A 19,584-nucleotide genomic window follows, 5' to 3' on the forward strand; every position below is an offset into this window, starting at 1 on the left:
CTTTAGCCGAAGAGTTGTTAAATGTGAGTTCTATTCGTGAAATTGAAGACAATCAAGAGGCCATTCACGAACTAACTTCTAAATTAGAATGGAGGCAAGATTTTAATGCTTTTGCTAAAATTGCAAATGACAATGAAACTGTATATAAAGAGTTGCTCTATTGGAGTAAATTTAATAGCCGACCATTACCAAAGTGGGCGATTTGGTTTTCCTATTTAAGTCCTATATTTTTTCTTATATGTTTGATTGGGAATATTGTAAGTTCAAATAGTATGTTTGGAAATGCCATGGCATATATAGTGGTATTTAACTTGATGGTTTTGGGAGCATTTATGAAGCGAATTCAGATTGAAGTTGCAAATTCTGGTGCTATTGATAAAATTTGTAAGCAGTATAGTTTTTTATTGCAAAAGATAGAAAATGAAGATTTTAAGTCTTTGAAGTTAAAGGACATGCAGCAAATATTAATTCTACATGGTCAAAACTCTAGTGTGCATTTAGAAAGGTTGTCTGGACTGTTTAGTAACAATGATGCCATTTCAAATTTGTTTACAGCTGTTTTGTTTAATGGAACATTTTTATTTAATCTGCATATTTTGAATAGGTTAATAGCGTGGAAAAAAGAGCATGCACATGCACTCGAAGAATGGTTAGTTACTATAGGTAAATTTGAAGCATTAAGCAGTTTAGCCAATTTTGCATATAATAATCCTGATTTTGTTTATCCACAGCTAAATGATAAGTTCGAGATTCAGTTTAAAGAGTTAAGTCATCCGTTGCTTAATTCAAAGACTAGGGTAGGTAACGATGTTAGTTTCAACCCTCAGTCGTTTATGATTTTGACTGGTTCAAACATGTCGGGTAAAAGTACATTTTTGCGCAGTTTGGGTATTAATATGGTACTATCTGGAGTAGGTTCTGTTGTGTGTGCCTCGGAGGCAAAAGTTCATCCTCTGCCAGTGCTAGTTTCTATGCGATTATCGGATTCTTTAACAGACAGTGAGTCTTATTTTTATGCGGAAATAAAACGTTTGAAACAAATTATGGACGCTCTTGAGGAGCAGCCTGCATTTGTGCTTTTAGACGAAATTTTGAGAGGAACCAATTCTGATGATAAACGTAACGGTACCATCGAGGTTGTGAAAAAAGTAATTGCTCAAAAAGCTGTTGGAGCAATTGCTACGCATGACATTGAAGTTTGCTTAACTACCAATGAGTTTCCGGATACTTTAATTAACAAATGCTTTGAGGTCGAAATTGTAAATGACGATCTACATTTTGATTATAAGTTACGTGATGGTGTTTGCCAAAACAAAAGTGCTTCCTTCTTAATGAAGAAAATGGGAGTGATTTAGAAAGTCGCTTCACAGAGATTTGCTTAGGAATTATAGAGAAGCGTTAAATTCTTTTTATAATAAAGGACATTTTTTTGTCAAGAATAAAATGAAAAGCTGAAGTACTACTGTGTGTTTAGTTGTTAAATTTTATCAGAATTAGAACTTAAAAAGTTTTTTTGCTCAACCAAAATCTCGAAAGTTATTACTACTAATAGTTTGTCCTGACATTCGAGGAAGCTATCAGATCAATACGAGCAAGAATAGTTTATCGCAAGTTATAATTGCAAATTAATTTCTTGTTGTGCGTCGGACCACGTTGAAAATGCTACAATGAGTTTAATACTAATCTGCTATTCATCTTAAATTAGTAACAGATTAGCTTCTTGGTTTGAAGTTTCATTTTTATTGTACAATTTACTCTTTTGTTAGTGATTAAGTTCTAGTAATTTTTTTCTAATTATTGGATCCCAAATTGTATATCCCAATGTATTTAGGTGCATACCATCTTCGATAAAGATATCTGTTCGTAATTTTCCATCTTTTTTTAGCATTGGTGTTGCAAGGTCGATAAATGCTACATTTTTTTCTTTTTCGCTATAATTCAAAAGTTGTTTATTGGCAAGCATTTTATTCATGCGAATATCCTTTCCTATGAAATCATCAATCATAACCGGTTTCATTGAAAGTAGAAGTACAGTGGCTTTTGGGAAATCCTTTTTAATTTTGGTTACTAATTCAGTAAATGCTTGTACTGCTACTTCTGGTGACTTTCCTTGTTCGATATCGATATCACAGTAAATAGCTACAATAGATGGAGTGTATTTTTTAACAAGGTTGTCATAATAATAAAGTATTTCAGGAATATTCATGCCCCCGATTCCTCTGTTGATTATAGGAAATTCAGGGAAAGATAGAGCGGTTTTCCAACCAGCAATACTAGAACTTCCAATGAATAAAATAGACTTTTTTGGAAATGAATTTCGGTCATCAAAATCTTGAAAATTTTCAACGGCTTTGTCCATTCTTTTTTTTCGAATAGTATCTATTTGTTCTTTTTCCTGTTTAAATTTTTGTTGGGTTTCATGGTATAAGGTTATTGCTTTCAAATATTTTTCTGGATGTAAGTTGTAGTCCAGTTTTCTAGCATTCCAATAGACTCTAGATTCCTTTGCAACATTGACTTTAGACTCCTTATTGTTTGGGTTATTTTCTAGTGATCTCTCTAATAGATCAATATATTTTTTATTTGTATTCGTATCAAATTGCTCTTGCGCGTATATAGTGCATGAAACCAATGAAAAGATTGTCACAGCAATTCTAATTTTTTTATTTATATAAATCATCAGTTCTATTTTACATTTTGGTTATGGTCAAATTTATGTCCTTTATCAAAATTAAAGAACTTTTTCTATTTTACTGATTATATTCAAGGTATTTTCTGATAATTCCAAGGAAGACCAAATTACTGCCTAAATCCCGCGTGAGGGATAGAAACGACATCCTTTTATGAAGCGATAGCGGAATAAAAGATATAGTGTATAGCCCGGCCCGTAGTTTTTACGGAGGGACACGCCCAAATAGATATAAATTATATTCTAAGAGTGATTATTTCAGTTAAAATAAATTAACTTAAGGGTAATATTAAGATGTAAAACTGTAGTTTTTGGTTGTTACTTTGTAATAGGACTGTTTAATTTTGATTAAATTGAACTAGGCTAGGAATATCGTTTAATACAAAAGAATAAAAAATGAAAATTAAAATTGCTCTAGGAGGATTTGCGCTTCTACTTGTAACTGCTTGCGGTGCTCAAGTGAAACCTACTTCAAAACCCAATATTTTGGTTATATTATGCGATGATTTAGGTTATGCCGATGTCGGTTTTAATGGGTCGCCAGACATCATTACGCCAGAGTTGGACAAATTGGCCAAGGAAGGTACTATTATGACATCAGCTTATGTTGCACACACCTTTTGTGGGCCTAGTAGAGCTGCTTTACTCACTGGGCGATACCCAGCAGAAATTGGTACACCTTATAACTTGCGTGACGATGGGAGAGCCACTACTAGTGGAGTACCAGTAGAGGAAACCTATATGAGTAATATGATGCACGATGCAGGTTACTATACCTCCTGCATAGGAAAATGGCATTTGGGTGATAATACCCAATTTCAACCAAACAAGCGCGGATTTGATGATTTTTATGGTTTCTTGGGAGGTGGACATAAATACTTTCCCAACCTTTTTCAGCCTTATTATGAAAAACAAAAGAAAGCAGGAGCGTATCCTATTAATGTGTATTTCACTCCTTTGTTGCACAACACAGAAGAGGTTGTTGAAACAGAATATATTACAGATGCTTTTTCTAGAGAAGCAATTCGTGTAATCAAAGAGTCTGATAAAAAGAAAAAGCCTTTCTTTATGTACCTTGCTTACAATGCGCCTCATGTACCCCTGGAAGCTAAGCCAGAAGACATGAAAGTCTTTGCCAATATCAAAGACAAAGACCGTCAAACCTATGCGGCTATGGTTTATGCAGTGGATAGAGGAGTGGGCGAAATTGTAAAAAGTTTAAAAGAAACCAATCAATACGAGAATACATTAATTGTATTTTTGAGTGATAACGGTGGTAATTTTGACCATGGAGCAAACAATTACCCTTTAAAAGGAACCAAAGGAGATACCTTTGAAGGCGGTTTCCGTGTGCCAATGTTCTGGCATTGGCCAAACAAAGTAGCAGCTGGTGCTCGTTTTGACCACCCTGTTTCGGCACTGGATTTATACCCAACTTTTGCGCATCTTGCCAAAACCAATTTGCCTAAAGGGAAAAAAGTGAGTGGAAAAAATATATGGAATGATTTGGCTGCCAATACTAGTCCGCACAAAGACGAAATGATTTTTGCATATCGTTACCGTGAAGGTTATACTGATGTAGCGGCTAGAAAAGAAGATTGGAAATTGGTACGTATGGCCAACGAGCCATGGCAATTATTTAATATCACCAAAGACATAGGCGAAAAGCATGATATGGCAGGTCAATTCCCAGATCGTGTACAAGAAATGATTACCGAAACTCAAAAATGGACTAAGACACATGTTAAACCGCTATGGTTTTATTCTCAAAAAGATGCAGAGTATTGGAAATCGGGTCAATTACCTAATTTTGATGATACATTTGAAGTCGAAAAACTTAGAATGTCTCCTATAGAATGGGAGGAGAAAAACGCAAAATAAATACTATTTGCAATTAATAATAAAAGGTATTCAAGACATTAAGCTGTTTTGAGTACCTTTTTTTATACCAAAATACGAATGTGGGCATACCGTAACCTCTCACTATCGTTCTGGTTTGCGTCGGGTTGTTGGCTATATTTTTTTTTGATTAAAAAAAACTAAAAAAAGGATGCTGCCTGAAAGTTCGGGACTATCCTTCATGCAAATCAAACAGTACTATTAATGATAATGAATTACGTATTGGATTAGAGAATAACTATATATTAACATCAAAGGTGCTTTTATTCCATTATAATTCTTGATTTTGTTACTAATTTGGATAAAAAAACAGCAACTTATACAAAGGCAGTAGAATATTTAACCATAAGAATTTTGGAAATAAAAATCGTGAATCGGACTCTTAATTTTGATGTAGTAATTATCAAAAATTGATTGTATGAGCTTCTTATTGAATTGAAATTATTAGAGTTTACTAATGACCTACAGTAGCTAATTTTAGTAAATAAACCTCTTAGTATTTGAGTAGAAAATTATACTCTTTCTAAAGGAGTCGCCATACCATCATCAAGTATTTTGCGTACCGAAGCCCAAAAGCTCAATAATGTTCCTGTAGATCTGTCTGCAAGAGTTGCGAGATACATAAAATTTGCAACAAACTGTTTCATGTTATTTTCCTCAGGTTGATAGAACGCCATATTCCATTCTTCAAAATGTCTACTATCAACACTGTTTTCCCAAAGTAAAGTGACTGAATGATGTTTTTTATCTTTTTTAATTTTTTCATATAGGTCTAGTACGGCTTGTTTATCACCTTCCAGTATTTGAACGAAATAATTGTTGTGATAAATGAGACAACCAGTAATGTTTTTTACTGCATTGCGTTTAATTGCAGTGTTCAAAATCTCGTTTAGATCCTTTAAATCTGCACCGGAACTTGCAATGGAACAGTAATTTAATTGATACATATCGATTTTTTTAAAGATGATTTAACTAGGTAGATGTTTGCAAATATAGCGCTTATTTTACGTATTCTCCATTTTCATATTGCACTGTTTCTAGTAATTTACCGCTACTGTCATACATTTTCATTGTTCCGTTACCATTCTCGAAAGTTCCTTTGTCCATTTTATTCCCTTTACCATCATAGTAACTAGTTATTTCAGTTAGTTTTCCGCTATTCCATTTTCTTTCAGTTTGAAGTTGACCATTATCATAAAACCATTTCCAAATTCCAATTCTCTTTCCATTATCTAAAGTTCCTATTCCTTGTTGGTTGCCGTTGGAATGAAAAAACAGCCATTCTCCATCTTGCTTTCCATTATTGAATTTTCCAATTTGATGTATTTTTCCGTTTTCATATAATATTTTCCATTCGCCACTTTCTTTCCCTTTGGAATATGATCCAATTTGATATAAAGAACCGTTTTCGAAGAAAATCTTCCATTTGCCAATTTTCTCATTGTTTGTTACTTTTCCTTTGGCTTTAATATTTCCATTTTCATAAAGTTCCTTTTGAGAGTTACATGAGAACAAAGACAAAAAGACTGTTATGATAAATACTATTCTGTACATGATTTGTGGGGTTAATTTCGACCTATATTATCCTGTTCCAAAAATAAAGAAAATAAAAGAACATGCTTAAAGAAAAGTAGAACATATGAATAGTCTGCGTACTTGGGTAATTATTTAAAATAGAAATTCGATGTAGTCAAGAATTAGCATTAAAGGGATACGAGCGAGATGGCAACTGTGCTTTTAGACGAGCAGGAGGCACAGCTTCGCTTTTTTAATTATTATATCGCTTCAATGTAGTTTGTTACTGATGGTTTTCTTTGATTTTATTGTTCTATATTTTCTACTGAGTTCTTATGAATCCTGCATAGAAGTACAGTCGGTAGCTTGATTTTTTTTATCTTATTTAGGAAAGCTGATGATAAATTCACTGCCTTTTCCTAATTCACTTTTTACGGTAATATCTCCACCATTCTTATTGATAAATTCTTTAGAGAGAATGAGACCTAGACCTGTACCTTCTTCATTATTCGTTCCTTTAGTTGATATGTTTTCCTCAATTTTGAACAATTTCCCAATAATTTCTGCGGTCATTCCTATACCTGTATCTTTAATATGTAGCATAATATTATTTTGACCAGTATCGTAATTAAGGTTGATTTTCCCACCATTTGGAGTGAATTTAATTGCATTGTTTACCAAATTTCCAATAGCTATCATAGCAGAATTTCGATCAATTAAAAGATTTACCTCAGATGGAATAGTAGTTATAATTTCTATGTTTTTTGCAGAGGCATTATATTCATAAGGAGCAATACTAGTTTCGACCAGCTCTTCTAAGTTGAGCAGCTTTTTATTAATTTTAATTCTTCCCGTTTGCGATTGTGCCCAAGTAAGTAAGTTTGATAACAAATTAAAAGCAGATTGGGATGATTTATTTAATGCAACTATAATTTCTTTCTTTTGATCATCATCAAAACTATCATAGTCTTCGATTAATAAATCTGTAAAACCTAGAATATTGGTAAATGGACTCTTGAGATCATGAGAAATAATACTAAAAAATTTATCTTTTGTCGAATTGATTTCTTTTAGTTCATCACGTTGATTTGAAATTACTTCGTTTTTAATAATTAACAATTGATTCGCCTTTTTCTTAATAGTGAACCTATTGAAAAGTATAATAATCATTAGTATAACCAATAATGAAATGCCAATAAATGAGTTTCTTAAGTTGGTTTGTTTTGCAATAGCTAAATTTTGAATTTCACTGTTTTTGCGTAATAATTCGTTTTCTTTTTCTTTTTTCTCACTACCGTATTTGGTTTGCATTTCAGAGATTTGCTTTGAGCTATTTGCACTATTGATACTATCTTTGAGTGAAATATAATTTTCTAAATAAAATATTGACTTATCTAATTTACCAGTCGATTTATGAAGATCAGCATAGTTTTTATAAAGTTCTAATTTTTCTGCCTTAGCGCCAGCACCTAGTTCAATTGCCAATTGAAATGCTTTGTTGTAATAGGATAGCGCACTATCATAATGTTGTTGTGCTTTATGAACAAGCCCCATAATTTGATTAGCTAGTAAGATCCCTAATTGATCATGAATAGTGTTACTTAAAGTTAAAGATTCTTCTAAATACTCAATTGCACTAGCGTAATTTTTAAGGCGGTACTCTGTATCTCCAATGTTGTACAAACAAATAGCGGTTCCATAGCTGCTTTTAGTTTCTCTAAATAGTTTTAGAGCTTCTTCATAGCTGCCTTTTGCTTTTTTGTACTCTTTTTGAAGTTTATAAATCTCTCCCATACTATTAAGTTGAGAGGCCAAATTATTTGGTTTGGATTGTTTCCCAGAGACAGCTATAACTTCCTGCAGATACTCTAAGGCTTTTGGATAATTTTTTTGTGCCAAATAAATACTGCTGATATTATTGGTTGCTATGATGTAAGTATCAGTAAATCCATGTTCTTTAGAAATTTTTAAAGACCTATAATTATATTTTAAAGCATTTTCGTAATCATTAATGTCGAGATAGACAGCTCCTAAATTACTACATAGTGCACTTATAGCATCTAAGTCATTGATTTCTTCAAACAGTTTCAATGATTTTTGATAGTTATCAAGAGCAAGGTTAAATTCACTTTTGGCCCAGTAATTTACTCCTCTACTCTGTAGTGATTTTGCAATATCTGCTTTGCTGTTCTCTTCTACAGCTAGTGCATAAGCTATATTTGCATATTGAAGGCCTTTGACGGGAGCGACATTCCAATACGCAAAAGATAATTCGTTTAATAATTTTACTTTTTCAAGTGCTACTGTATTAGGTAGTAGTCTTTCTAAACTATCAATTTTTGTTTGAGAAAACAAAAGTTTAGAGAGTAATAAAAGAATAATTACTAACGAATTTTTCATAGATACTATATTTGAAGATGTTGTAAACCAATTTACACAAATCATCTAAATAGGAGGTTCAAAATTTTTAAAAAACGATACACTATAACTATTCATAGTCTATATTTTACCGCCTGCAATTGTTGTATCGCTAGTTTGATAAACTATATTTGTTACTATATAAAGATAGGACAAAAAATGTTAATTAAGCTAAAAATTTAATAATGTATTCGTCTAAATAGTAGTTATTTATCGAATGCTATGTAATATTTTAAACCATAAAAGATATAGATGTTTTTCTTTGTTGCTAGAGTTCTAACAGCGCTACAATTGGATTAAATAGAAGTTCATATAAGTTTTGGAACGCTCATAGCCAAACCATGCGCAAAGCAAATCCATAAAATTTGTCATTCTGAAAGAATCTCTAGACAAAGACCGGACGTAAACTAAGTCACTGAAACGAAGAGCCTGTCCCGTTTTCGGGAAAGGAATCACGTATAGTATATCATTTTGTTTTTATCGAATGCTTTGCAATTTTTTAAACCATATAAGTCATATAAGTTTTTCTTTGTCGTTAAAGTTATAGCAGTTCTATAATTGGATTAAATAGAAGTTCATATAAGTTTTGGTACGCTCAAGAGCGCCAAACCATGCGCAATGCATATTCAGAAAGTTTGTCATTCTCGAAGAATGTTTTTTCAAAGTATATCCGAAACAAAAGTCATTATGAGGAACGAAGTAATCACGTATAGTATATCATTATGTTCTTTATCGAATGGGTTGCAATTTTTTAAACCATTTAAGAAATATAAGAGCATATAAGTTTTGCTGTGTTAGCTATCTCCACCTAATTTGTCATTCTGAAAGAATCTCTAGACAAACAACGAACGCAAACTAAGGTCATTGCGACGAAGGAAGCAATCACGTACAGTATATCATTTTAATGGTTACTGAATTTACTTAAGGTTATAATTACTTTGACGATAAACTTTGCGGGCACGGAATACAATTCCGCGTTATCGATTTTGTTCAAAACCGCGCCATCGGGTTTTTTAACAGTGATTTATTATTTTAATCGGTTGATAAAATTGCATATCCATAATTATCTGACCAACCTGATTTTAGCGGTAACAGTTTTCTGGTATGCGCTTCTCTCAACATTCCAACTTTTTCTAAAACACTAATTGAGCCAATATTTTCAACTGCGCAACCTGCTTCAATTCTGTGTAGTTTTAAATTTTCAAATCCAAAATTTATTATTCTTTTCAAACTTTCTGTTGCGTAACCTTTGTTCCAATAATTGTAGTCGAACTTAAACCAAACTTCTGCATTTCTATATTTTTCCTTTCTTAAATTTATTCCAATGATTCCAATAAATTTATTTTCCTCTTTTAGTTCAACTGCAAATGAGTAACTTTTTGTAATTTCAGAATTATTTTCGAAAATCCATTTATCAACAATAATTTCTGTTTCAGTTATGTCATTAGGAATTCCTAAAGTATTAAATTTATCTGTTTCGGCTAAACTGTGTAATTTGTGAATATTTTCAATATCCTTTTCTGAAATTGGTTTTAAATTTAATCTTTCCGTTTTTAGATTTAAGTTATTCATCTTAATTTATAGTCGAGTTTTAATTTCTGTTTTTTGGTTTTATAAATTCGATTTTCTTTTTTACACAATATTTTTGTCAGCTGTCGCACAACCAATATGTATACGAATCAAACCTTTGCATATCCTCCCAAATTTGGGTGCTTTTACGAAGGTTCGATTAGCTTTTTTTTACTCCAAATATATCACTTTATTTCCTACAAATCGCAATTAAAGAATCAACTCATTAAATCATAGCCCTGATAGAGGCGATATCCTCGTGTAGCGGAGCGGAACGAGATAAAGCCGTCCCGAAGCGTCGGGAGCAGGACAGAACGTCCTTATGAAACCCCAAACCTTTTGCTCCTAAACAAAAAAAAACACCAATCTTGCGATTGATGTTTTGTAAAGCCCTTTCAGTGTTTGGAATTCTGAAAGGGTTGTTGGGGGAAGAGCTTAATTGCTGACTTCTGTTTGATTTCTGAATACCAATTCGCCGTCGAAGGCATCCAATAAAATGATACTATCGGTTGTGATTTTGCTAGCCAATATTTCCTTGGAGAGTGTGTTGAGTACTTCTCGCTGGATAACTCTTTTAACTGGGCGGGCACCAAATTGCGGGTCGTATCCTTTTTGGGATAGGTACTCGATTGCTTCTGGTGTGGCGTCCATGACGATGCCTTGCAAGGCCAGCATTTTGGTTACCGATTTCAGCTGAATTTCGACAATTCGTTTGATGTTGGCCACGGTAAGCGGCGTAAACAGTACTATTTCGTCGATACGGTTGATGAACTCGGGGCGAACAGTTTGTTTTAATAATCCCAAAACATCTGCTTTTGCCAGTTCAGTGGTTTCTTCAATTGTTCCTTTTAGGTTTTCAAATCGGTCTTGAATGATTTGGCTTCCCATGTTGGAGGTCATGATGATAATCGTGTTTTTGAAATCGGCCAAACGTCCTTTGTTGTCTGTTAAACGTCCTTCGTCTAATACTTGAAGTAGGATGTTAAAAGTATCTGGGTGTGCTTTCTCTATCTCATCAAGTAAAATTACCGAATAGGGGCGACGGCGCACGGCTTCTGTCAACTGACCACCCTCGTCATAACCCACGTATCCTGGAGGTGCACCCACCAAACGGCTCACGCTGTGGCGCTCTTGGTACTCGCTCATGTCGATACGGGTCATGGCGTTTTCGTCATCAAAAAGATACTCGGCCAAGGCTTTTGCCAACTCGGTTTTTCCAACTCCGGTGGTTCCTAAGAATAGAAAGGTTCCCACTGGTTTTTTCATGTCTTGCAAACCAGCACGAGAACGACGCACGGCATCACTCACGGCTTCGATAGCTTCTTCTTGTCCTACCACGCGGCGGTGCAATTCTTCCTCAAGATGCAGGAGTTTTTCACGCTCACCTTGTAGCATTTTCATAACCGGAATTCCGGTCCACTTAGCAACAACTTCGGCAATGTCTTCGCGAGTAACTTCTTCTTTGATTAACGAACTTCCGTCAGATTGATTTTCTACCAACTCTTTGTGTAAGATATCAAGACGTTCTTGGGCCTCTTTGATTTTTCCGTAACGTATTTCGGCTACTTTTCCGTAGTCACCGTCACGTTCGGCACGTTCGGCTTCGTATTTATAATCTTCGATTTCGGTTTTAATGGCCTGAATATTATCCACGACATCTTTTTCCGATTTCCATTTGGTATAAATCTGGTTGCGCTCTTCTTTGAGGTTGGCCAGGTCAAGACCTAATATTTTAATTTTGCTTTCGTCTTTTTCGCGTTTGATAGCTTCGATTTCGATTTCGAGTTGCATTACTTTTCGATCCAAAATATCCAGTTCTTCAGGTTTGGAATTGATTTCCATTCTGATTTTGGATGCCGCTTCGTCCATTAAATCAATGGCTTTGTCTGGCAAAAATCGGTTGGTGATGTAACGTTGCGATAACTCAACAGCGGCAATAATAGCCTCATCTTTAATTTGTACTTTATGGTGCGTTTCGTATTTCTCTTTGATTCCGCGCAGAATCGAAATCGCACTTTCAGTATCGGGTTCTTCGATGATAATTTTTTGGAAACGGCGTTCTAGGGCTTTGTCTTTTTCGAAATACTTTTGGTATTCGTCTAAAGTTGTTGCACCAATAGCACGGAGTTCGCCACGGGCCAAAGCGGGTTTCAAAATGTTGGCGGCATCCATCGCACCTTCGCCACCACCTGCACCTACAAGGGTATGAATTTCGTCAATGAAAAGCACAATGTCTCCTTCGGCTGCAGTAACTTCTTTCACCACCGCTTTTAGACGCTCTTCAAATTCTCCTTTAAATTTTGCTCCAGCAATCAAAGCACCCATATCGAGGGAGAAAACAATTTTGTCTTTTAGGTTATCTGGCACATCTCCGTCTACAATTCTATGTGCCAATCCTTCGGCAATTGCAGTTTTACCCACACCTGGTTCACCCACCAACATGGGGTTGTTTTTGGTTCTACGGGTAAGGATTTGCAACACGCGTCTAATTTCGTCATCACGACCAATAACGGGATCAAGTTTGCCCGATTTGGCTAATTCATTTAAGTTTTTGGCATATTTGTTCAAAGAATTATAGGTTTCTTCTGCCGATGCTGAAGTTACTCGTTCTCCTTTTCGCAATTCGTCAATGGCAGCTTTTAGCCCTTTTTCGGTTACACCTTGGTCTTTCAAGATTTGCGCTACTTTGCTTTTCGAACCAAAAATTGCCAATAGTAAATGCTCGATAGAAACGTATTCATCGTTCATTTTTTGTGCGATGGTTTCGGCTTCGTTCAACGCTTTATTCGCCTCTCTGGAAAGGACAACATCTCCTCCAGATACTTTTGGGAAACTAGCAATGGTGCTGTCTAATATTTGTAAAAATAGCGGTACATTGACATTGAGTTTCTTCAAGATGAAGGGCGCTACGTTTTCGTCCACTTCAAAAATAGCTTTAAAAAGGTGTTCGTTTTCGATTTGTTGCTGACCAGCTCGTTGCGTAAGCTGTTGCGAGAGCTGTATTGCTTCTTGCGATTTTATTGTAAATTTATTTATGTTCATTTTTATTTATGATTTGGATTAGTACTTAATTAACTAACTTTGTATTTCATTCGACAAATTATATTCCATTATAAAATTAAGGACAATTTGACTTATAAAAGCTGATATTTATCAGTTTATAGTGTCAAAAAGTCATAAAACAAGACAAATTATGAGTTTTTTAAAAAATATTTTCGGGGGTGATGACACTCCAAAACAAGAAAATAATAAAATGAATTGGACCGCTTTGAAGGATATTGCCCAATTGAACGAAATTGCAGCTAGTGAAAAACCAGTAGCCATCTTTAAACACAGTACGCGTTGCAGCATTAGCCGTATGGCATTGAAGCAATTCGAAAATAAATTTGATTCGGAAGCAGAAGTAACCCCTTATTTCTTAGATTTATTGGAGCACCGTGATATTTCGAACGAAATCGCTGCTAAGTTTGGTGTGTTTCATCAATCGCCACAGTTGATTGTAATTAAAAACGGTAAAGCGGTTTATGATGCTTCGCACAGTGATATTGATGCTGTGGAGTTGAAAAGTAAAATCTAGTTATTGGTCCGCTGATAAAACGGATTTTAAATTAAGACACGAATTACACGAATGGTCACGAATTTTCTGGTGTGAAATAATAATTGCACGAATTTTTAGCGTTGATTTGCTAAAGATTGAGATTAAAATTCAGACACAAATTTCACAAATTCCCACGAATTAATTTCGTGCAAATTCGTGTCTTTTTCTTTTAAAAATGTTTTTAGAAATTACCTCCTGAACCGCCACCGCTAAAATCGCCTCCTCCAAACTCCATAGGAGAAGCTTCGGGTGCAACTTCTGGTTTTAGGCCAAATTGTGAGGTAAGGAGTAGAGCTTCGGTATGCATAAAGTCGCTTGTATTCATAAAACGATCGGGCTGAAAAGTAATACCCGTTGTTTTGTCTTTTAGTTTTTTGATACTGAAATAGACTATTGCGAAAACGAGTAGACCTCCAATTGTTAACGCTACTGCTGATGGTAGAACATGATAATAATTTCGAATGGTAAAAATCGTAAAACCACCAGTTGCCAATCCAATCCATAACATCGCTCGGTTTTGTTGTTTGAGAGCAGTATTAATATAAAATAGTGGCACTAAAAATGTAAATGCATAAAAGAACCACGCCATGGTAATATCACTATCGGGTGCAATTTCGTTCCCCAATAAAACAACTGATAATTCTCGAACTACAAAATAATTACCGGAAATATAAAAAAAGACAAGGTTGAAGTATTTCAACCAAACCAATCCTTTTCGATAATAAGAAAATGGATTCTTGACAATCACTTTTTTACAAATAAAATAGAGTGTTAGTGAGTATATCATCAAAACAAAAGGTAAAATAGTTTTACCGATACTCCCTAGTTCAAACAGGCCAAAAACGACAATAGCTGTACTTGCTATGGCAAAAAATAATATCGAAATGGTTTTTAAATATCGTAAATAAGTTAAGCAAGCGACAATTGAGGCTACAATGGCAATTAGCAATTCATTACCATCGCTTGTCACACCCACTGCGGCTGCCAAAAGAAGTTGTCCACCTATGATAAAAGTATCGTCATAACCTTGGCCTTTGATATTTTTCTTGGCAAAGAACTCAGTACCTGCAAAGCCAACTGCTGCGAACAAGTAAACGAACACCGTTAAATCCCTCTCAATTGTATTTAGTCCTAACAAGGATATGAAAGCACAAATTGAACCATACGCAAATGAGCCTAGAATGCACAAAGCAATTCTGAGGAATATATTTTTTTGATGTTTGAATTCAAGTAGTTTGCTTTCTACTTCATTCCGTTGCTCCTTCGTAATAAATCCTGCATTTTCTAAGGACTTTGCTTCAGCAATCAACTTTTGATTTTCTAGAAATTGGGTTTCGTACACTATCATTTCTTTATTTCGGTATTAAAATTCTTAATCATTTGAACAAATAACCACAACATTCCAATGGTGTATAGTGGGCTTAGTACCAGTAAGAATTCCCAGAACTCATCTAAATCTATCTTGTCTATAATAGTAAAAAAGCAAATATTAAAGCCAACAAAGCCGTAGATAAGGGTGAATATAAAAAGTGATATAGATTTTAAAGTATAACTTAAATGGTAAAAGTAATAGGTAACGGCTGCAAGAACAGGGATAAATAATAAATAATTTTCCTGATAAATGAGATTATTCAAGCAGGAAATTCCAATAAGGTGCTGTGCAAAAGTGAGGTAGATAAAACTAAAGTGAGTTTTGAAATTGGCCTTTTTACAGTAAAAATTCCAAGCCAAAAGTACTGCTCCCAAAGCTAGTGCGGCAAAGCTCAATGCAGTAGTGGTATAGATTTCGTTTTGAAGTATAGATTGTGGGGTAACGGTTAAGCCAATATAGGCAGCAAGCCCCGTAATTGACAAACTAAGAACATTTTTGTTATCGAAATAAAAGGCGGAGAATAGACCAATTACCGTCGGAATGATAGTGACCAAACCATAATGTGTACCAAATGCAGTGTATTGAACCTGTAAATAACCAATAAAAATGCAAGTCAGTAGATTGGCTGTGAGCACGATGTATTCCATAACCGGACTTTCAAATTCTGTCTTCGTTTTTTCAAATTTTGGTGCTTTTTTAAAGCTGAAATAATAGCAAACAAACATCAAAATTAAAACGAGTCCCAATAAAACGGAATGGCCTATGGTATCAATATAGTCATAAATCAATAAGCCAATACCCGTTGTGAACAGTGTAACTGAAAAATAAAGAAATAATTTTAATTCGGCATTTAAGGAAAAGATGTTCCTTGCGCGATAGCTTTTAATTTCGTTGAGCTGTTCCTCGTTGATGAACCCTTGTTCAAAGAGTGAGGATGATGCTTTTTGGTCTATGTCTTGCATAATGGTTTTGGTTGAAGTTCAAATGTAAGTATTAGTTATATAAATTAGCCGTTTTAAGGATAAGTATTTGGGCATGTCCTATTCAAAAGCTATGGCTGCGCTCCCGAAACTTCGGGACACTATTTCTTTTTTGGGGCAGAAAAAGCCCAAAAACAGATGACTTCCGAGTCTTCGGAACTATCCCTCATGCGCTATACCAAGAAGATAATGTTATTTGATTTTAATATGGTGGTATTATTTTTTAAGGAAGCAAAAAAATAAATATTATTCCGTCAGTAAAGGTGTTTTTGCGGAGCGGAAGAAAAAATGTACCGAGAAGTCGTGTTGTCTTCCACAAAAGTTTTCAATACACTTTTACATCCAAAAGCTATCGCATTTGATTATAAAAGTATTACCATTGATTTATTAATTAAAATAGGGCATCGAAAAGCTCAGCCTGAAAAGGGAAACGTTTTTGTAAATTGGATTTTTTTATAAAATATTATACATCGAACTTATGAATTTGTATAAAAAAACGCATCGTGATTAGCGATGCGTTATATTTAGAAACTATTACCTTAAATTAATAAGCGCGATTCATTTTTGCTTTTATTTCTGCTAAACAAAGGTTGTTGATACTTCCTTCGTGTGTGTGTTGCGTTGCTTTTGGAGATTCGTAAGTTCCGGCTTCCAATTGTTCTGCTACAGCTTTGTAAGCGTCTCTAAAAGGCATTCCAGCCACTACCATTTCGTTTAATGTATCTACTGTAAACAAGTAGTTGTATTTTTTATCCGCTAAGATATTGTCTTTTACGGTAATGTCTTTGATTGAGAAAATTGCAATATCCAAACATGCTTTTAAGTTTTGAATGGCAGGAAACAATCCTTCTTTCAATAACTGTAAATCTCTGTGGTAACCACTTGGAAGGTTGTTGGTGATCAAAGTGATTTCGTATGGTAAAGCTTGAATCTTGTTACATTTTCCGCGAATCAATTCAAAAACATCTGGGTTTTTCTTGTGTGGCATAATGCTAGAACCTGTGGTCAAATGTGCAGGTAAGCCGATGAAATCAAAATTCTGACTCATATACAAGCAAACGTCCATAGAAAATTTTGCCAAAGTTGCTGCAACACTACTCATCGCAAAAGCCACAATTTTTTCCGATTTACCACGACTCATTTGTGCGGCAACCGAATTGTATTTTAGGGTTTCAAAACCTAGTTCTTTTGTAGTGAAGGTTCTGTTGATCGGGAAGGAGCTTCCGTAACCTGCTGCAGAACCTAATGGGTTTTGGTCCACAACTTTCAAAGCGGCATTCAACAAAGTAATGTCATCAATAAAGCTTTCTGCATAAGCCGAAAACCACATTCCGAAGGACGATGGCATGGCGATTTGCAAATGCGTATATCCTGGTAACAATACATTTTGGTACTTATCTGCCATTTCCATAAGTAAGTCAAAAGTTGTTTTGACTTGTTCTTTCATTTCGATCACAACATCTTTTAGGTACAAGTTCACATCGACCATTACTTGGTCGTTACGAGAACGTGCGGTATGGATTTTTTTACCTGCATCTCCTAGTTTTACCGTTAAAAGGTATTCAATTTTGGAGTGTACGTCCTCAAAACTATCTTCGATTTCGAAATTTCCAGCTTCAGCATCGACAATGATTTCGTTTAGTGCTTCGACTAAAGAATCGGTTTCAGTTGCTGTCAATAGTCCTATTTGACCTAGCATTTTTGCATGAGCAATAGAGCCCAAAGCATCGTATTTTGCTAGTACTAAATCCAATTCACGGTCGTTTCCAACAGTAAAGTGTTCTATTTGCTTGTCAGTAGGTATTCCTTTTTCCCAAAGTTTCATGTTTGTGTTTTTTGTTTCGCAAAGATACTCAGAGTTGTCTCAGAGATTCGCAAAGTTTTTATTTTTTATTTAATTTTCCAAGGCGGATTAACTCGATTTTCTCCTGCGTAATACAATAGTAACTGATTGTCATCTAAATCTTTTAATCTAGCTTCTCTCCACAACCAAGGTTTATCATTTGGTAATTCTTCAAAAATAAATCCTTGTTTAATTAGGTCGTCAACCTTTTGGTCTAAATTTTCTATTTCGAAATAAATCCAAATTCCACTACCTTGATTTTTATCATCCGATTGATGTAGTGAAAACGTTGCTTCGCCTTCAGGGCATACAAATCGTGCGTAATGTGATGTGGAATGTACGATCAATTTTAAGCCTAATTTTTGGTAGAACTCAATTGATTTCTCAACATCTAAAACTGGTATTGTAATTTGGTTTAGATTCATTTTATTTCTATCGATTAACTATAAATATACTGCTTTACCCAAAATTCCTAGCCCCGATAGAAGCGGCATCCTTTTTATCCCGATTTTTTTTTTCGGGATAAAAAGATATAGCTGATAGCGGGAAATAGCTCCCCATCATTTTACTGTTTCAAGAAATCCCCCAATATTTTGATGTACAAGTCGATTCCTTCTTCGATTTCGTTTAGATAAATAAATTCATCTGCAGAGTGGGAACGTAGGGTGTCTCCAGGTCCTAGTTTCAATGATTGACAGCTCAAAACTGACTGATCTGAGAGGGTAGGAGAACCATAAGTAGTGCGGCCCAATGCGATTCCGGCTTGTACCAAACCGTGAGCTTCGGGTATTGACGAGGCGTTTAGGTGCATGGAGCGCGGGTTGACCTCTGCGTTTACATGTGCACGAACGGTTTCTAGAATTTCGGTATTGTTATAGCAGTCGTTCACACGGATATCTACCACCAAATCACAGTCAGATGGAACCACGTTATGTTGTTTTCCGGCATTGATTTGAGTTACCGTCATTTTTACAGGGCCCAATTGCTCTGAGATTTTATCGAAAGCATAGGTTTTAAACCATTCGATAATAGGCAGTGTTTTATAAATTGCGCTATCATCATTTTGGTGTGCGGCATGACTTGGTGTTCCTTTGACTTTGACGTCGAGTACCAATAAACCTTTTTCGGCAATAGCCAACTGCATCAAAGTCGGTTCACCCACAATGGCGCAGGATAGCTCAGGTAAATGTTTTAAAACGCTGTTCAATCCATTTTTACCACTGCTTTCTTCTTCTGCAGATGCGACCATAACTAAGTTGTAGGGCAAGTTTTCTTTTTCGTAAAAATGGACAAAAGTAGATAATAAAGAAACTAAGCATCCACCGGCATCATTACTTCCTAATCCGTATAATTTTCCGTCTTTCACAAAGGCATTAAACGGGTCGTTAGTATAGGCTTGATTGGGTCTTACGGTATCGTGATGTGAATTTAAAAGGAGGGTAGGTTTGGTTTCTTCAAAATGTTTGTTGAATGCCCAAACATTATTATTCTCTCTTTTAAAAGGAATATCATTTTGATTGAACCAATTTTCTATTAGAAGTGCAGTCTGGTCTTCTTCGCTAGAAAAGGAGGGAGTCTCAATTAAAGCCTCTAAAAGTGAAATTGCTTCTTGCGTAAGGATTTCTATATTTTTCATTTATATCGGTTTTTAAACACAGTTTTCAGTAGATTTCACATATACTTTTGAAAGTCAAAGTGATT

14 protein-coding genes (1 of these 14 cut by a window edge) are annotated in these 19,584 nt (G+C 34.9%); 3 read left to right on the forward strand and 11 right to left on the reverse strand.

From position 1 onward, the window contains the following. Positions 1–1,355, forward strand: partial view of a MutS-related protein gene (locus FFWV33_RS10875; protein ID WP_108740917.1) — the 3' portion only. Its footprint begins 418 nt before the window's first position; only the last 1,355 of its 1,773 coding nucleotides appear in the window; the start codon falls outside the window, past its left edge; the stop codon is at positions 1,353–1,355. A gap of 407 nt (positions 1,356–1,762) precedes the next feature. On the opposite strand, the gene FFWV33_RS10880 is transcribed toward FFWV33_RS10875, so the two are convergent. Beyond that, positions 1,763–2,680 carry a GDSL-type esterase/lipase family protein gene (locus FFWV33_RS10880; RefSeq protein WP_108740918.1) on the reverse strand — a complete coding sequence of 306 codons (918 nt, stop codon included), beginning with the start codon at positions 2,678–2,680 and terminating at the stop codon, positions 1,763–1,765. A gap of 405 nt (positions 2,681–3,085) precedes the next feature. On the opposite strand from FFWV33_RS10880, the gene FFWV33_RS10885 reads away from it, so the two are divergent. Next, a complete protein-coding gene (locus tag FFWV33_RS10885) occupies positions 3,086–4,570 on the forward strand; it encodes a sulfatase-like hydrolase/transferase (RefSeq protein ID WP_108740919.1) in 1,485 nt (494 codons plus the stop codon). 530 nt (positions 4,571–5,100) lie between these two features. Here the strand turns inward: FFWV33_RS10885 and FFWV33_RS10890 are convergent. From FFWV33_RS10890 to clpB, 5 genes are all read right to left on the reverse strand, one after another. Further along, on the reverse strand, positions 5,101–5,535 hold the full coding sequence (locus FFWV33_RS10890) for a BLUF domain-containing protein (protein WP_108740920.1): 435 nt from the start codon (positions 5,533–5,535) through the stop codon (positions 5,101–5,103). A gap of 52 nt (positions 5,536–5,587) precedes the next feature. Next, entirely contained in the window at positions 5,588–6,142 is a 555-nt protein-coding gene (locus FFWV33_RS10895) for a toxin-antitoxin system YwqK family antitoxin (protein ID WP_108740921.1), read from the reverse strand. 342 nt (positions 6,143–6,484) lie between these two features. Continuing rightward, positions 6,485–8,503, reverse strand: a complete 2,019-nt coding sequence (locus tag FFWV33_RS10900) for a tetratricopeptide repeat-containing sensor histidine kinase (protein WP_159086008.1) — start codon at positions 8,501–8,503, stop codon at positions 6,485–6,487. 1,050 nt (positions 8,504–9,553) lie between these two features. After that, complete coding sequence (locus FFWV33_RS10905) at positions 9,554–10,093, reverse strand: GNAT family N-acetyltransferase (protein WP_108740923.1); 540 nt, start codon at positions 10,091–10,093, stop codon at positions 9,554–9,556. 432 nt (positions 10,094–10,525) lie between these two features. Next, positions 10,526–13,132, reverse strand: coding sequence for an ATP-dependent chaperone ClpB (gene clpB, locus FFWV33_RS10910; protein WP_108740924.1), 2,607 nt, complete (start codon positions 13,130–13,132; stop codon positions 10,526–10,528). Positions 13,133–13,283: 151 nt separating this feature from the next. On the opposite strand from clpB, the gene ytxJ reads away from it, so the two are divergent. Further along, positions 13,284–13,667 (forward strand): bacillithiol system redox-active protein YtxJ, encoded by a 384-nt coding sequence (ytxJ, locus tag FFWV33_RS10915; RefSeq protein WP_108740925.1) that lies wholly within the window; start codon positions 13,284–13,286, stop codon positions 13,665–13,667. 202 nt (positions 13,668–13,869) lie between these two features. Here ytxJ and FFWV33_RS10920 read toward each other — a convergent pair whose 3' ends face one another. From FFWV33_RS10920 to FFWV33_RS10940, 5 genes are all read right to left on the reverse strand, one after another. Then, a complete protein-coding gene (locus FFWV33_RS10920) occupies positions 13,870–15,036 on the reverse strand; it encodes a hypothetical protein (RefSeq protein WP_108740926.1) in 1,167 nt (388 codons plus the stop codon). Then, the gene (locus FFWV33_RS10925) at positions 15,033–16,022 is read right to left on the reverse strand and encodes a DUF2157 domain-containing protein (protein ID WP_108740927.1); all 990 of its coding nucleotides are present in this window, start codon (positions 16,020–16,022) and stop codon (positions 15,033–15,035) included. Before FFWV33_RS10925 ends, FFWV33_RS10920 begins: the two co-directional genes overlap by 4 nt. 562 nt (positions 16,023–16,584) lie before the next feature. Then, positions 16,585–17,865, reverse strand: coding sequence for an argininosuccinate lyase (gene argH / locus FFWV33_RS10930; protein ID WP_108740928.1), 1,281 nt, complete (start codon positions 17,863–17,865; stop codon positions 16,585–16,587). Positions 17,866–17,930: 65 nt separating this feature from the next. After that, entirely contained in the window at positions 17,931–18,308 is a 378-nt protein-coding gene (locus FFWV33_RS10935) for a VOC family protein (protein WP_108740929.1), read from the reverse strand. Positions 18,309–18,448: 140 nt separating this feature from the next. Then, the gene (locus tag FFWV33_RS10940) at positions 18,449–19,519 is read right to left on the reverse strand and encodes a M20 family metallo-hydrolase (RefSeq protein WP_108740930.1); all 1,071 of its coding nucleotides are present in this window, start codon (positions 19,517–19,519) and stop codon (positions 18,449–18,451) included. Positions 19,520–19,584 lie beyond the last annotated feature (65 nt).

Origin of the sequence: Flavobacterium faecale (assembly GCF_003076455.1) — a bacterium.
GTDB classification, from domain to species: domain Bacteria; phylum Bacteroidota; class Bacteroidia; order Flavobacteriales; family Flavobacteriaceae; genus Flavobacterium; species Flavobacterium faecale.

Excerpts from the sequence above, each read along its gene's own strand:
- FFWV33_RS10880 (WP_108740918.1), bottom strand. The coding sequence starts at position 2,680 with ATGATTTATATAAATAAAAAAATTAGAATTGCTGTGACAATCTTTTCA.
- FFWV33_RS10885 (WP_108740919.1), top strand. The coding sequence starts at position 3,086 with ATGAAAATTAAAATTGCTCTAGGAGGATTTGCGCTTCTACTTGTAACT.
- FFWV33_RS10890 (WP_108740920.1), bottom strand. The coding sequence starts at position 5,535 with ATGTATCAATTAAATTACTGTTCCATTGCAAGTTCCGGTGCAGATTTA.
- FFWV33_RS10895 (WP_108740921.1), bottom strand. The coding sequence starts at position 6,142 with ATGTACAGAATAGTATTTATCATAACAGTCTTTTTGTCTTTGTTCTCA.
- FFWV33_RS10900 (WP_159086008.1), bottom strand. The coding sequence starts at position 8,503 with ATGAAAAATTCGTTAGTAATTATTCTTTTATTACTCTCTAAACTTTTG.
- FFWV33_RS10905 (WP_108740923.1), bottom strand. The coding sequence starts at position 10,093 with ATGAATAACTTAAATCTAAAAACGGAAAGATTAAATTTAAAACCAATT.
- clpB (WP_108740924.1), bottom strand. The coding sequence starts at position 13,132 with ATGAACATAAATAAATTTACAATAAAATCGCAAGAAGCAATACAGCTC.
- ytxJ (WP_108740925.1), top strand. The coding sequence starts at position 13,284 with ATGAGTTTTTTAAAAAATATTTTCGGGGGTGATGACACTCCAAAACAA.
- FFWV33_RS10920 (WP_108740926.1), bottom strand. The coding sequence starts at position 15,036 with ATGATAGTGTACGAAACCCAATTTCTAGAAAATCAAAAGTTGATTGCT.
- FFWV33_RS10925 (WP_108740927.1), bottom strand. The coding sequence starts at position 16,022 with ATGCAAGACATAGACCAAAAAGCATCATCCTCACTCTTTGAACAAGGG.
- argH (WP_108740928.1), bottom strand. The coding sequence starts at position 17,865 with ATGAAACTTTGGGAAAAAGGAATACCTACTGACAAGCAAATAGAACAC.
- FFWV33_RS10935 (WP_108740929.1), bottom strand. The coding sequence starts at position 18,308 with ATGAATCTAAACCAAATTACAATACCAGTTTTAGATGTTGAGAAATCA.
- FFWV33_RS10940 (WP_108740930.1), bottom strand. The coding sequence starts at position 19,519 with ATGAAAAATATAGAAATCCTTACGCAAGAAGCAATTTCACTTTTAGAG.